This window comes from Streptomyces sp. 3214.6, from assembly GCF_900129855.1.
Classification (GTDB): domain Bacteria; phylum Actinomycetota; class Actinomycetes; order Streptomycetales; family Streptomycetaceae; genus Streptomyces; species Streptomyces soliscabiei.
The window spans coordinates 1,199,238-1,212,778 of record NZ_LT670819.1 but is presented as its reverse complement, the minus strand read 5'-3'; the positions used below and the strand labels follow the sequence as shown (position 1 = coordinate 1,212,778).

The following is a 13,541-nucleotide window of genomic DNA, read 5'->3' as shown; positions in this document are numbered from 1 at the left end:
TCACACCATCGTCAGGCCGCCGCTGACCGAGAGCGTCTGCCCGGTCATGTAGGCGGCGTCGTCGGACGCGAGGAAGGCAACCACGCCGGCGATCTCGGCGGGCCGGGCGACGCGACGCAGCGGGATGGCCCGCACGGTCGCGTCGTACATCTTCTGGCTGTAGTCGGCGACCTGGCCGAGCAGCGCGGTGTCGGTCGGCCCGGGGCAGACGGTGTTCACGGTGACGGCATGCCGGGCGACCTCGCGGGCCAGGGCCTTGCCGAAGGCGATGACGCCGCCCTTCGTCGCGGAGTACACGACCTCGCCGGAGGAGCCGACCCGGCCGGCGTCGGAGGCGATGTGGACGATCCGGCCGCCGCCCCGTTCGATCATCGAGTCGAGCACCGCCCGGGTCATCGTGATCGTGCCGCGCAGATTGACGGCGATGATCCGGTCCCAGGTCGCCTCGTCGCTGTCGACGAACCGGCCGACGACGTCCACCGCGGCGTTGTTGACCAGCACGTCCACCGGGCCGAGTGCGGCCGTCACGCGCTCCACGGCCGCGTGGACGGCCGCGCTGTCGGAGATGTCCGCGCCGACTCCGGTGGCGCGCACCGCGTACCGCTCCGTGAGCTGTGCCGCTACCTTCTCCGCGGCCGCCGGGTCCAGGTCGCAGACGGCGACCGCGGCTCCCTGGGCGGCGAGCCGGTCGGCGATCGCCTCGCCGATGCCGCGCCCCGCTCCGGTGACGAGCGCCACCCTGTCCCGTACGCTCACGCGTCCTCCCTCGCCCGGCACTGGAAACAGCGCTATCGTATAACTACTTCAACTGAATAAGCGAGATGCAGAGTACGTGAGACCCAGGAGCGGAGTCGAGCATGCGCCGTACGATCTTCACCGACGAGCACGAACTGTTCCGGGGGACCGCCCGCTCCTACTACCTGCGCGAATGCGCCCCGCACACCGAGGAGTGGGAGCGCGACGGGCAGGTCGGCCGCGCCGCGTGGGCGGCCGCGGGCAAGGCCGGACTCATCGGCTGGCAGTTCCCCGAGGAGTACGGCGGCCAGGGCATCTGGGACTTCCGCTACAACGCCATCATGGCGGAGGAGATGGCGGCCACCGGCTCGGTCGGCATAGGGCTCGGCCTGCAGAACGACGTCATCCCGCCCTATCTGATGCACCTCACCACCCCGGAGCAGAAGGCCCGCTGGCTCCCCGGTGTCATCGCCGGTGAGACGGTCTGCGCGCTCGCGCTGTCCGAGCCGGCCGCCGGATCCGACCTCAAGGGCATCCGCACCACCGCCCGCAGGGACGGTGACGAGTGGGTGATCGACGGCTCCAAGACCTTCATCACCAACGGCATCCTGGCCGACCTGGTCATCGTCGCCTGCAAGACCGACCCGGACGCCGGGCACAAGGGCATCAGCCTGATCGTCGTCGAGCGCGGCGCCGAGGGCTTCGAACGCGGACGCAAGCTCGACAAGGTCGGCATGAAGGCCCAGGACACCGCCGAACTCTTCTTCCGCGAGGTCCGCGTCCCAGCCGAGAACCTCATCGGGCAGGAGGGTCGCGGCTTCTACCACATGATGGGCAACCTCCCCACCGAGCGGCTCGCCATCGCCGTCGCCGCGCTCGCCTCCGCCGAGCGGGCCTTCAGCTGCGCGCTGCAGTACGCCAAGGACCGCACCGCCTTCGGCCGGCCCATCGGCGAGTTCCAGGCCAACCGGTTCGCCCTCGGCGACATCAAGGCCAAGCTGGGAGTCGCCCGGGTCTATCTGGACGGCTGCATCATGGCCCTGTTCCAGGGCGAGCTGACGGCCGAGGAGGCCGCCGCGGCCAAGTACTGGACCACGGAGACCGGCTGGGAGGTCATCGACCGTTGCATGCAGCTCTTCGGCGGCTACGGCTACGTCAACGAGTACGAGATCGCCCGCATCTGGCGGGACAGCCGGGTGCAGCGGGTCTTCGGCGGCACCTCGGAGATCATGCAGGAGATCGTCGGACGGTCGCTGGGGCTGTGAGAGCGCCGGCGGATCGCTGCAGGGCATTGATTGGTTCGGCTAAATAGGTTATCTATTTAAGCTGTACGGTATGGGCAGCGGTCTCCAGGAGGCGCCGTGGTCACGGTCGACGTAAAGCTGCACCAGGAACGGGCCGAGCGTGACCTGCCGCGCCCCCGGCTCGTCATCGGCGGCAAGGACCTCCACGAGGCGAGCGGCGGGCTGCACGAGCACATCAACCCCGCGACCGGACTCGTCCAGGCCCGCATCCCGCTCGCGGGGCCCGCCGAGGTGGACCAGGCCGTGGCCGCCGCCCGCCAGGCCTTCGAGGTGTGGGGCGCCATGCGGCCCGCCGAGCGCCGCCGTCTGCTCACCCGCTTCGCCCAGCTCATCCGCGAGCACATCGAGGACTTCGCCGCGATCTGCCCGCTCGAGAACGGCGTCTGCATCGGCGGCTGGGCTTCGAGCGTCGGATCGCACATCGCCGAGTGGACCGAGTACTACGCCGGCTGGGCCGACAAGATCGAGGGCATGGTCGGCGCTGCCTACAGCCCGCACGAGAACGTCGAGTACACCCTCGCCGAGCCGTACGGCGTCATCGGCCACATCATCACCTGGAACTCACCGGCGCTGTCCCTGGCCATGAAGGTCCCGCCGTCGCTCGCCGCCGGTAACACCGTGGTCATCAAGCCTGCCGAGTCCACACCGTTCTCCGCCCTGCTCTTCGCCGACCTGGCCCGTGAGGCGGGCATCCCCGACGGCGTGATCAACGTCGTCACCGGACTTGGCGACGCGGGCGAGGCCCTGGTGACACACCCCGGCGTCGACAAGATCTCCTTCACCGGCGGGCCCGCCACCGCGCGGCGCATCATGGCGACCGCCGCCCGAAGCCTCAAACCCGTCGTCTTCGAACTGGGCGGCAAGTCCGCCAACCTGCTCTTCGCCGACACCGACCTGGACACCGTCGTGCCTTACTGCGCGGCCTTCGCCATGAGCAACACCGGCCAGGGCTGCGCACTGCCCACCCGGCTGCTGGTGGAGCGCCCGGTCTATGACGAGGTCGTCGCGCGCGTGGTCGCGTTCGTCGCCCATCTGCCCCTGGGCGACCCGCTCGACCCGACCACCTACATCGGGCCCCTGATCAACGAAGCGGCCCGCGACCGCGTCCGGCAAGTGATCGACAAGGCGGTCGACGAAAGAGCGGGCCGACTCGTGCACGGCGGCGAACGCATCGACTCCGACGGCTACTTCGTCTCCCCGACCGTCTTCGCCGACGTCGACAACCGCAGCGACCTCGCCCAGCGGGAGATCTTCGGCCCCGTCCTCGCCCTCACCCCGTTCGACACGGAGGACGAGGCCGTCGCCCTCGCCAACGACACCGAGTACGGACTGTCCGCCTACCTCCAGTCCCGTGACATCACACGCGTCAACCGCCTGGTGCCGCGCCTGAAGGCCGGGACGGTCTACGTCAACCCCGGCCCGAACCCGATCACCTCGCCCGCCACACCGTTCGGCGGAGTGGGCATCAGCGGCTTCGGCCGGGAGGGCGGCAAGGCCGGACTGGACGAGTTCATCAACGTCAAGGGCGTAGGCGTCGGCCGCGTCTGACTTCGAAGCCTTGGGAGCCAACACCATGCATCGCGCCCGCCGTCTGACGTTCGGCGACATCATCCGTGAACACCGCAGGTCGTATCCCCACGGCGTCGCACTCGTCGACGGCGACGTGCGGCTGACCTGGCCGCAGCTGGACGAGCGCACCAACCGACTCGCGCACGCCCTCACGGTCGCCGGGGTCGGCCCCGGCGACCGCATCCTGTGGCTGGGCCAGAACTCCTTCCGCATCTGGGAACTGCTCGGCGCCGCCGCGAAGATCGGCGCCATGGTCTGTCCCGGCTACTGGCGCTGGGCCGCCCCCGAAATGGCGTTCGCCGTCGAGGACTTCGACCCGCGCGTCGTCGTCTGGCAGGACGAGGAGATCGGCGAGACGGTCGGCAAGGCACGGGCGGAACTGGGCGACGACCACCGCGCGTTGTGGCTCCGCCACGACACCGAGGGCCCGGGTTCCTACGAGTTCTTTCTGGCGTCCGGCTCGGCCGAGGAGCCGGACGCCGACGTCGATCCCGACTCCGCGCTCCTGGTCATCTACACCGCGGCGATCTCCGGCCGGCAGTCCGGCTCGATGCTCTCGCACCGCAACCTCCTCGCGATGGGCGCGAGCGCCGCCTGGATGGGGGACATCGGCACCGAGACCGCCTTCCTCGGCGCCGGACCGATGTTCCACATCGGCAACTACCAGTTCTGGGGCGTTCCGGCCTTCGTCCACGGCGGCAAGAACGTGATCGTGCGCCGCGTGGTCGCCGAGGAACTGCTGCCGCTCCTGGCGGCGGAGCGGTGCACCCACGCCTATCTGATGCCGCCGACCATCGCCCAGCTCGTCGCGCTGAACCGCGAGGCCGGACACGACCTCTCCCACCTGCGGGCGAGCGTCGCCGCACCCCTGTGGCAGGGCACCGTGCCCACGGACACCAGCCGCTTCACCCGCAACGGCGGCGGCGAGGGCCGCGGCTACGGGCAGACCGAGGTCACCGGCTTCGCCGTCACCGGCGCCCACGGCGGGAGCGGCACCGGCAACGCGGGACGCCCGGGCCCCTCCACCGCCGTACGCATCCTCGACGGCGCCGGCGAGGAGTGCCCGGTCGGGGTGGCCGGCGAGATCTGCGTCCGCGGCGACCTCGTGCACCTCGGCTACTGGAACCGGCCGGAGATCAACGAGGAACGCTTCCGCTTCGGCTGGTGGCACACCACCGACCTCGGACGGCGCGAGAGCGACGGCACGATCAGCTTCCTCGGGACCACGACCCGCATGCTGAAGTCGGCGGCCGAGAACATCTTCCCGGCCGAGGTCGAGAACTGCATCGAAGCGCACCCCGCGGTCAAGGAGGCCGCCGTGATCGGCGTGCCCAACGAGCGCTGGGCGCAGGACGTCAAAGCGGTCGTCGTGCTGCACCAAGGCGCCGGGCCGGTCACGGCGGCGGACGTCATCGAGCACTGCCGGGCGCGGATCGCCTCGTACAAGAAGCCGAAGACGGTGGAGTTCATCGAGGCGCTGCCGCGCACGCAGGACTTCGCCAAGGACTACCCGGCCCTCGACGAGCGCTTCGGCGGGGGCGGCTATCCCGGCGGCGACACGCTCGGCGCCGGACGGTGAGGTCATGATGAACGGCCGACAACCCGTCGTCGTGGGCGTGCACGCCACGGAACAGGCCCTGTCCCTCCCGCACCGCGACGCCATGGACCTCGCCCTCGAAGCGGTGACCGGCGCGATCGCGGACGCCGCACTGACGCCGGCCGACGTCGACGGGGCCCAGGTCGACTGGCCCGGCCCGGGCGGCGTGCCCGGCGAGGGCAGCTCCTGGGCGCGCATGCTCGGCCGGGACCTGCGCTGGACCAGCGACTCCATGCTCGACAACGCCGGCTCACGGGGCCTGCTGAAGGCGGCGGCAGCCGTGCGGGCCGGGTTCGCGGACACCGTCGTGGTCGGCGGCTGCAAGCTGGTCTCGCGCGGCGCGGGCCCCGTCGCGGCCGGAGTGCCGCTGGAGTTCGCCGATGTGTGGGGCAGCTATGTCGTCGCCCAGTTCGCGCTGGTCGCCGCCCGGCACATGCACGAGTACGGGACGACGTCCCGCCAGCTCGCGGAGGTCGCCGCCACCATCCGCAACAACGGCACCACCAACCCGGAGGCGATGATGTACGGGCGTGGCCCGTACACCGCCGACGACGTTCTCGCCTCCCGGATGGTGGCCACACCCTTCCATCTGCTGGACTGCTGCATCGTCGGCGAGGGCGGCGCCGCACTCGTGGTCACCACCGCCGAACGGGCCCGCGACCTGCCGCATCCGCCCGTCGCCGTCCTCGGCGGCGGCATGGAGTACCACCAGGCCGCGTACGCCAACCCGGCCCTGCACCGGGAGGTCGGGCAGCTCGGCCGGGACGCCGCCATCCGCGCCTACGAGATGGCCGGCGTGAGCCCGCACGACGTGGACGTCTTCTCCCTCTATGACCCCAACTCCTTCGAGATCATCCGGCAGTTGGAGATTCTCGGACTGTGCGGGGAGGGGGAGGGCGGGCCGCTGGCCGCGAGCGGCGCCATCGCCGTCGGCGGTAAGCATCCCGTCAACCCGGACGGCGGCTGCCTGTCGTACGCCTGGAACGGGACGCAGCAGATGACGCTCAAAGTCGTGGAGGCCGTACGGCAGGTGCGGGGCACGGCCGTGCACCAGGTCGACGGCGCGGAACTGGCGGTCGTCGGCAACGCCGGCTCGGGAGCGCAGCACTACGAGATGAGCGTGCTGGGGAGGCTGCGATGAGCCGGCCCGTACCCGTCCCCACCGAGCTGTCCCGGCCCTTCTGGGAGGCCGCCCGGCGCGGCGAGCTCGTCGTCCCGCACTGCCCGGCCTGCGGACTGCGCTTCTTCGTCCCCGAGCCCGCCTGCCCCGGCTGCCTGGCACGGGACTGGCGGTACGCGCCCAGTGCGGGCCGGGGGAGCGTCTACTCGGTGACCGTCGTGCACCGCGCACCCGGCCCCGGCTTCGACACGCCCTTCGCGCTGGCCGTGATCGACCTCGACGACGGAGGCACCCTGCTGTCCCACGTGGACGCCGGCGACCCCGACGACGTCGTCATCGGTCTGCGCGTCCGCGTGGACTTCCGCGCCCTCACCGACGAGATCGCGCTGCCGTACTTCGTACCGGAGAACACTCACTGAGGGCGGAGGTGGGCGCCGTGGCGAGCACGCCGGTACGCGTCCCCAAGATGGCCGAGCTGGTGGCGGCACGACTGCGCCGGATGATCGTGCGCGGTGAACTGACCGAGGGCGACGCGCTGCCGTCCGAGACGGCGCTCATGGAGGAGTTCGCCGTCTCCCGGCCGACCCTGCGCGAGGCGTTCCGCGTGCTGGAGTCGGAGTCGCTGATCACCGTGCGCCGGGGCGCCCGGGGCGGGGCGCGGGTGCAGGTCCCGGAGGGCACGGTGGCAGCGCGCTACGCGGGCGTGGTCCTGGAGTACCGCGGCACGACCCTCAAGGACGTGTACGACGCCCGTACGGTGATCGAGGCGCCGTGCGCCGGGCTGCTGGCCGAGCGGCGCACCGACGAGGACCTTCGGCGGCTGCGGGCCGCCGTCGCCGGGGCGGAGCGGCTCATGGACGATCCGTCGGCGTTCATCCGCGCCCACATGGAGTTCCACGCCCTCGTCGTCGAACTGGCCGGCAACGAGACGCTGGGCGTCCTCAACGGCATGGTCCGCCACATCATCGACCAGGCGAACTGGTCCCACGTCGACCTCGACGCCGGCAGCCCGGAGAACGTCCGGGCCAACCGCCGGGGCTTCCGCGCCCACGGCGCGCTCGTCGAGCTGGTGGCCGCGCGCCGGACCGAGGCCGCCGAGGAGCTGTGGCGCGTCCACCTCCAGGAGGCCGAGGACTACCTGCTGCAGAGCAGGTCCATGACCACGGTCCTGGACCTGCTCGGCTGACCCGTCACCGGGCCAACCGTTCACCCGGCCGACCGTTCACCCGGCCGACCGTTCACCCGGCCGACCGGTCAGCTGTCGCGCAGTTCCCGCACGATCGGCTCCCACACCGCGGCGTCGATCTCGTACGCGGTGTAGAAGGACACTCGGTCGACCAGCGACCCGTACCGGCGCCGGATCTCGGCCGCCACCCGCTCCGGCTCCGCCACCACGGCGAAGGTGTGCAGGACCTCGTCGTCGACGAGCCGGGTCATCGCCTCCCATTTGTCCTCGCGCCGAGATGTCGACAACGCGTGCAGCTCGTCCCCGAGTTCACCCCAGCCGTGCAGCTCCAGCACCCCCCGGTAGGCGGGCGTGCTGCCGTAGAAGGCGATCTGCCCGCGGGTGCCGTCGATCGCGCGGGCCATCTCCTCCTCCGTCCGGCCGGTCGCGGTCAGCAGCAGATGGGAGACGGAGAAGTCGGCGCGCGTGCGGGCCGACGACGCCAGTCCGGCCCCGACGGTCGGCAGGGTGACCTCGCGCAGATACCGCTCGGTGGTGAAGCCGTGCGCGAGCAGCCCGTCCGCCACCTCGCCCGCAACGCGCGTCATCGCCTCCCCGACGGCGGCCACGAACACCTTGGGCGCCCCGCCGGTCGCGGGAGGGGGAGAGAAGAACGGCGACATCAGGGTGTGCGAGTAGAAGTCGCCGCGGAAGTTCAGCCGTTCGCCCTCGTTCCAGGCGGCCCAGATGGCGTGCAGGGCGCTCACGTACTCCCGCATGCGGGCCGCCGGCCGGCTCCAGGGCATCGAGAACCGCCGCTCGATGTGCGGCTTGATCTGGCTGCCGAGGCCCAGCGAGAACCGTCCGCCGGAATACGTCTGCAAGTCGTGTGCCGTGTACGCGAGTTGCATGGGGGAGCGGGCGAAGGCCACCGCGATGGCGGTACCGACCTCCAGCCGGTCGGTGTGTTCGGCCGCGAGCAGCAGCGGCAGGAAGGGGTCGTGCTTGGACTCCGACGCCCACAGACCGTCGTAGCCGGCCTTCTCGTGGTGCTTCGCCTCCTCGACCACTTCGGCGGTGCCCCACACATTGAGTTTGCCGTCGACCTTCATGCCGCTCCCTCGACCGTGACCATGTCCAACCCGATGCGCTGTGCGAGCAGTTCGCGATGGTACGCGGGGTCGCCGAACAGCAGCTGTGATGTCTTGGCCCGCTTCAGATACAGGTGGGCCGGGTGTTCCCAGGTGAAGCCGATGCCGCCGTGGACCTGGATGTTCTCCGCGGTCGCCTGCAGACAGGCGTCGGAGCAGAACGCCTTGGCCAGGCTCGCGACGGCGGGCAGGTCCGGGGCCCCGTTCTCGGCGGCGAGCAGCGCGTAGTGCGCGGCGGCACGCGCCGACTCGACCTCCAGCAGGACGTCGGCCAGGAGGTGCTTGACGGCCTGGAAGGAGCCGATGGGCCGCCCGAACTGGTGGCGCACCTTGGCGTACTCAACCGCCATGTCGAGCGCACGCGAGGCCACCCCCACCTGCTCGGCGGCCAGCGCGACCGCACTGCGGTCGAGGACCTCGGCGACCAGATCCCAGCCCTCGCCGTGCGTCCGCAGCCGGGTCGCCGGCACGTCGTCGTAGTCGAGGCGTGCCTGCCGGCGGGTCGGGTCCATGGTGGGCAGGGGGGTGCGGGTCAGTCCGGGCGCGTCGCCGTCCACACAGAAGACGCCGATCCCGTCGTCGGTACGGGCCACGGTGAGGACGACATCGGCGGTGGCGCCGTCGAGGATGAACGTCTTGTGTCCGCCGAGCACCCAGCTCCCGGCGGTTTCACGGGCGGTGAGCTGCACCCCCGGCGCGTCCCAGCGGGCGCAGTCCTCGGTCAGGGCCAGCGTGGCGACGAGCTCGCCGCGGGCCAGGCCCGGCAGCAGGCGCTTACGGGCCTCCTCGTCGGCGCAGCGCAGCAGCGTGGTCGTCGCGAGCACCGCGGAGGACAGGAACGGTGCGCACAGCAGCGCCCGGCCCATCTCCTCCATGACGACGCCCACTTCGACCGGCCCGCACCCGGCACCGCCGTACTCCTCCGGCACCGCCAGCCCCTGAAGACCCAGCTCCGTGCCCATCCGGCGCCACAGCGCCCGGTCGAAGCCCTCCGCGGTCTCCATCAGCCGCCGCACCTCGGACTCGGGCGAGGTGTCCGCCAGGAACGCCCGCACGGTGCGCCCCAGTTCCTCCTGCTCCTCGCTGAACGCGAAGTCCATCCGGTGTCTCCTCTCCGGCTCAGCGGCGGCCGCGAGCCGCGGTGATCCGTTCGACCGCGGCGATGTGCTCCGCCGAGTGCATGGTGTCCCGCTCGGCGAGCAGGGCCGGCTCCATCACCGTGTCGAGGGCCTGCTCCAGATGCCGGTTGACCGCGCGCTTGGTCTCGCGCAGCGCCTGCACCGGCAGGGCGGCCAGCCGTCGGGCCAGGTCCATGGCCTCGTCCATGAGCTTGTCCCCGGGCACGGCGCGGTTGGCGATGCCCAGCCGGACCGCGTCCTCGGCGCTCACCCGGTCGCCCAGGAACAGCAGCTCCTTCGCCCGGGTCAGCCCCACGAGCAGCGGCAGGACGAACGCGCCGCCGTCACCGGCGACGAGTCCGACCTGGACGTGCGGGTCGGCGATGTAGGCGTCGTCGGCGATCAGTACGAGGTCGCTGAGCAGGGCCAGGCTGCAACCGAGGCCGACGGCGGGGCCGTTGACGGCCGCGATCACCGGGAGCGGGCAGCGGAGCAGGCCCGTGATGATGCCGCGGGCCTCGTCGACCTGCCGTTCCCGGAAGGCCCTGTCGCGCTGGACCCGGGTCATGGTGCCGAGGTTGCCGCCGGCGCTGAACGCGCGGCCGCGCCCGGTGAGCACGATCACCCGCGCCTCCGGGTCGGCGACGGCCTCGTCCCACACCGACATGAGACCGGTGTGCAGCTCCTCGCTCATCGCGTTCAGCTGCTCCGGCCGGTTCAGCTCGACCAGCCGGACCGGCCCGAGAGCCGTCACCACCAGATCCGCCATCTCCACCACCATCGTTCAGGGGCGCGTCATTAGAGTTGAATGCTATAACTAATTAAGCTTTCTGGAAACCGGGTTGCATGAGTGACGCCCATGAGTGACGCCCATGAGTGACGCCAGCGAATGACGGAGGACGCGCATGCCGGAGCAGGAGTACGAGACCGTGCGGGCCGAGGTGGCGGAGCGGATCCTCACCGTCACCCTCAACCGGCCCGAGAAACTCAACGCCTTCAACCCGCAGATGATGCAGGACCTGCTCGACGTCCTGGGCGCCGCCGACGCGGACGACGAGGTACGGGTGATCGTGGTGACCGGCGCCGGACGCGGCTTCTGTGCGGGCGCCGACGTCAGCTCCGGAGGCTCGTCCTTCGATCACCGCGGGGCGGGCGCCCGGCACCGGGACACCGGCGGCCGGGTGGCGCTGCGGATCTTCTCCAGCACCAAGCCGGTCATCGCGGCGATCAACGGCCCGGCTGCGGGCGTCGGGGCCAGCATGACCCTGCCGATGGACATTCGGCTGGCGTCGACCTCGGCGAAGTTCGGCTTCGTCTTCGCCCGCCGGGGCATCGTCCCGGAGTCGGCGGCGAGCTGGTTCCTGCCGCGGGCGGTCGGCATGCAGCGGGCCATGGAGTGGGTGGCCACGGGCCGTGTCTTCGGTCCGGGCGAGGCGCTGGAGGCCGGTCTGGTCCGCTCCGTCCACCCGCCGCAGGAGCTGCTGCCGACGGCGTACGAACTCGCCCGGGAGATCGCCGGGCACACCTCGGCGATATCGGTCGCCCTCGCCCGCCAGATGATGTGGCGGATGCTCGGAGAGCCCCACCCGATGACCGCCCACCGGCTCGACTCGCGGATCATGAGCCAGATCGGCGGCGGCCCGGATCCGGTGGAGGGCGTCGAGTCGTTCCTCGGCAAGCGGCCACCCGTCTTCCCGGGCCGGGTCAGCAAGGACATGCCGCCCGTCTACCCCTGGTGGCACGAGGAGGAGTTCCGCCCCTTCGGCGAGTAGGGCCCCTTCGGGGGACAGGTCGGGGACATCCGGCCGAAACATTGTCGTCGTTTGCCTGAAGTGTTAGCGTCCGGTCGGCGGGCATTCAGTTGAATGCGCTGAACCATTAGCCGCCTGGACGGTAACCATGAGCGATGGTTTCCTGCACGAATCCCTGCGCGGTGTCGACTGGGGGGTCGCCACCGCGGACACCATCGCGGCCCCGCCGCCGCCCCCGCCCGAGCGCGGCGGACACTTCCGGCAGTGGACCGACGACATCCGGCAGCTGCTCGGCGTCACGGCCGACATGCACCGCATGGTCGCCGGCTGGCCGCAGCTCCAGCCCGACGGCCCCGGCAGCTGGGACCGGGAGGCACTGGACCGCTGCGAGCGCACGCTCGACGCCCTGCTCGCACAGGGGACACGGCCCGCTCTCACCCTGTTCGACCGCACCCTGCCGCCGTGGCTGGACGCCGGTCGCGGCTGGCTCGCCCGCGACACCGCCGAGCACTTCGCCGCGTACGCCGCCGAGCTGGGCCGCCGTTTCGGCGACCGGGTGGAACGCTGGATCACCTCCACCGACCTGGCCGGCCCCACGCTCGCCGACCATGTGGCCGGAATGTACTCACCGGGCCGGGGCGCCGGCCGGGCCGGGCTGCCGGCGGTCCACCACATCCTGCTCGCCAACGGGCTCGCCACCCAGGCCCTCGGGGCCGCCGGCATCAGGGGCCGCATCGGCACGACGGTGACCCTCGTCGGCGGCTACACGGCCACCGACGACCCCTACGACCGCCTCGCCCTGGAACGCCTGGAGAGCTGGACCAACCGCATCTTCCTCGACCCCCTGCTGCTCGGCGAGCACATGGTGACCGAGGAGGACGTCGCCCCGGTCGCGACCACCGGCTGTGTACGCCCGGGCGACCTGGACGTCATCGCCACCGCCCAGGACCTGCTGGGCCTGTCCTGGCACACCCCGTTCCGCGTCACCGCACCGGAGAACCTGCCGCGCGTGCTGTCGACCACGAAGTGCCGCAGCGCCCTCAACGAGGTCAACCGCCTGCTCATGGGCCTCGGCTTCGCGATCGTCCCCTTCGACGACGTGGAGACGACCGCGTACGGCTGGCCCCTCATCCCCGAAGGGCTCGCCGACGCCGTGGCCGGCCTGTGCGACCTGTACGGGGATCTGCTGCCACCGCTGTCCGTCGTCGACAACGGCATGGGCGACCTGGACCTGGTCGACGACACGGGACACAGCGACGACGCCCGGCGCCGGGCCCTGCTGCGGGCCCGGCTGTCCTGGCTGGCGAGGCTCGTCGCCGCCGGAGTGGACGTGTGCGGCTACGAGTACTGGTCGGTCCTCGACAACCTGGAGGCCAAGTTCCGCTACACCCGTCTGTACGCGATGGCGGTCCCGGACCACGAGCTCGCGCCGCGCCCCACGATGCCGTCCGACTGGCTGCACGCGGGAGCGCTCGCCGCCGCACCCGCCGCCGCTCCGGGGGCCGGACTGACCCTCGTGCCCCGGGGTCAGGGCGTCGGCGCCTCGTAGTCCAGGCCGCGGATCAGCCGCACCGGACAGTAGACCAGGACGTCCTCGTCCCGCTGGTTTCTCACGGTGATCCTGCTGGTCACCACGCCCCGGCCGGGCTTGCTGGAGGGGCGGCACCCGGTCGTCTCCACGATGGCGTACAGCGTGTCGCCGACGTACACCGGCCCCCGCACGGTCAGCTCCATGTGCAGGAAGGCGAGGCCCGTGCCGTGCAGCACGTTCGTCTGGAGGACGAGTCCTTCGGCGAGGCAGTACGTCAGGCCACCTGGGACCAGCCGGCCGGTGTACCCGCCCTCCGCGGCGTGCGTGGCGTCCCAGAAGAGCGGCTCGGTGAAGCCGCCCCAGGTGACGAAGTTGACCAGGTCGGTCTCGGTGACGGTCCGGCGGGCGGTCCGGAAGACCTGCCCGACCGGCATCTCCTCGTACGTCAACCCCCTGACCAGCGGGGGTACTTCGGTCGTCGTGTGCTGCGCGGTCATCGT

General features: G+C 71.4%; 13 protein-coding genes. 8 read left to right on the top strand and 5 right to left on the bottom strand.

Features of this window, described 5'->3' with window-relative positions; all coding sequences use genetic code 11:
* Positions 1-756 (bottom strand): SDR family NAD(P)-dependent oxidoreductase, encoded by a 756-nt coding sequence (locus tag B5557_RS05430; protein WP_079658042.1) that lies wholly within the window; start codon positions 754-756, stop codon positions 1-3.
* Between the two features lie 101 nt (positions 757-857).
* Here B5557_RS05430 and B5557_RS05425 point away from each other — a divergent pair, with 101 nt between their 5' ends.
* The 6 genes from B5557_RS05425 (at position 858) to B5557_RS05400 (ending at position 7,511) form a co-directional block, all read left to right on the top strand.
* Positions 858-2,000 (top strand): acyl-CoA dehydrogenase family protein, encoded by a 1,143-nt coding sequence (locus tag B5557_RS05425; RefSeq protein WP_079658041.1) that lies wholly within the window; start codon positions 858-860, stop codon positions 1,998-2,000.
* Between the two features lie 96 nt (positions 2,001-2,096).
* Positions 2,097-3,587 carry an aldehyde dehydrogenase family protein gene (locus tag B5557_RS05420; RefSeq protein WP_079658040.1) on the top strand — a complete coding sequence of 497 codons (1,491 nt, stop codon included), beginning with the start codon at positions 2,097-2,099 and terminating at the stop codon, positions 3,585-3,587.
* Between the two features lie 25 nt (positions 3,588-3,612).
* On the top strand, positions 3,613-5,187 hold the full coding sequence (locus B5557_RS05415; RefSeq protein WP_079658039.1) for an AMP-binding protein: 1,575 nt from the start codon (positions 3,613-3,615) through the stop codon (positions 5,185-5,187).
* Between the two features lie 4 nt (positions 5,188-5,191).
* A complete protein-coding gene (locus B5557_RS05410) occupies positions 5,192-6,346 on the top strand; it encodes a thiolase family protein (RefSeq protein WP_231976264.1) in 1,155 nt (384 codons plus the stop codon).
* Positions 6,343-6,744 carry a Zn-ribbon domain-containing OB-fold protein gene (locus B5557_RS05405; protein WP_079658038.1) on the top strand — a complete coding sequence of 134 codons (402 nt, stop codon included), beginning with the start codon at positions 6,343-6,345 and terminating at the stop codon, positions 6,742-6,744. Before B5557_RS05410 ends, B5557_RS05405 begins: the two co-directional genes overlap by 4 nt.
* 17 nt (positions 6,745-6,761) lie before the next feature.
* A complete protein-coding gene (locus B5557_RS05400) occupies positions 6,762-7,511 on the top strand; it encodes a FadR/GntR family transcriptional regulator (RefSeq protein ID WP_231976263.1) in 750 nt (249 codons plus the stop codon).
* A 68-nt stretch (positions 7,512-7,579) separates the two neighbouring features.
* On the opposite strand, the gene B5557_RS05395 is transcribed toward B5557_RS05400, so the two are convergent.
* From B5557_RS05395 to B5557_RS05385, 3 genes are read right to left on the bottom strand one after another with little or no spacing between them, the layout of a single operon-like run.
* Positions 7,580-8,602: an LLM class F420-dependent oxidoreductase gene (locus tag B5557_RS05395; RefSeq protein WP_079658037.1), complete on the bottom strand. Its 1,023-nt coding sequence runs from the start codon at positions 8,600-8,602 to the stop codon at positions 7,580-7,582.
* Positions 8,599-9,741 (bottom strand): acyl-CoA dehydrogenase family protein, encoded by a 1,143-nt coding sequence (locus tag B5557_RS05390; protein ID WP_079658036.1) that lies wholly within the window; start codon positions 9,739-9,741, stop codon positions 8,599-8,601. The genes B5557_RS05395 and B5557_RS05390 overlap by 4 nt, the downstream gene beginning before the upstream one ends.
* A 19-nt stretch (positions 9,742-9,760) precedes the next feature.
* Positions 9,761-10,528, bottom strand: a complete 768-nt coding sequence (locus B5557_RS05385; protein WP_231976262.1) for an enoyl-CoA hydratase/isomerase family protein — start codon at positions 10,526-10,528, stop codon at positions 9,761-9,763.
* A 136-nt stretch (positions 10,529-10,664) separates the two neighbouring features.
* On the opposite strand from B5557_RS05385, the gene B5557_RS05380 reads away from it, so the two are divergent.
* Positions 10,665-11,531, top strand: a complete 867-nt coding sequence (locus B5557_RS05380; RefSeq protein WP_079658034.1) for a crotonase/enoyl-CoA hydratase family protein — start codon at positions 10,665-10,667, stop codon at positions 11,529-11,531.
* A 127-nt stretch (positions 11,532-11,658) separates the two neighbouring features.
* Positions 11,659-13,059 carry a family 1 glycosylhydrolase gene (locus B5557_RS05375; RefSeq protein WP_079658033.1) on the top strand — a complete coding sequence of 467 codons (1,401 nt, stop codon included), beginning with the start codon at positions 11,659-11,661 and terminating at the stop codon, positions 13,057-13,059.
* Here the strand turns inward: B5557_RS05375 and B5557_RS05370 are convergent.
* Positions 13,038-13,538 carry a MaoC family dehydratase gene (locus B5557_RS05370; protein WP_079658032.1) on the bottom strand — a complete coding sequence of 167 codons (501 nt, stop codon included), beginning with the start codon at positions 13,536-13,538 and terminating at the stop codon, positions 13,038-13,040. The two genes, B5557_RS05375 and B5557_RS05370, sit on opposite strands and share 22 nt — an antisense overlap.
* Positions 13,539-13,541: the final 3 nt, after the last annotated feature.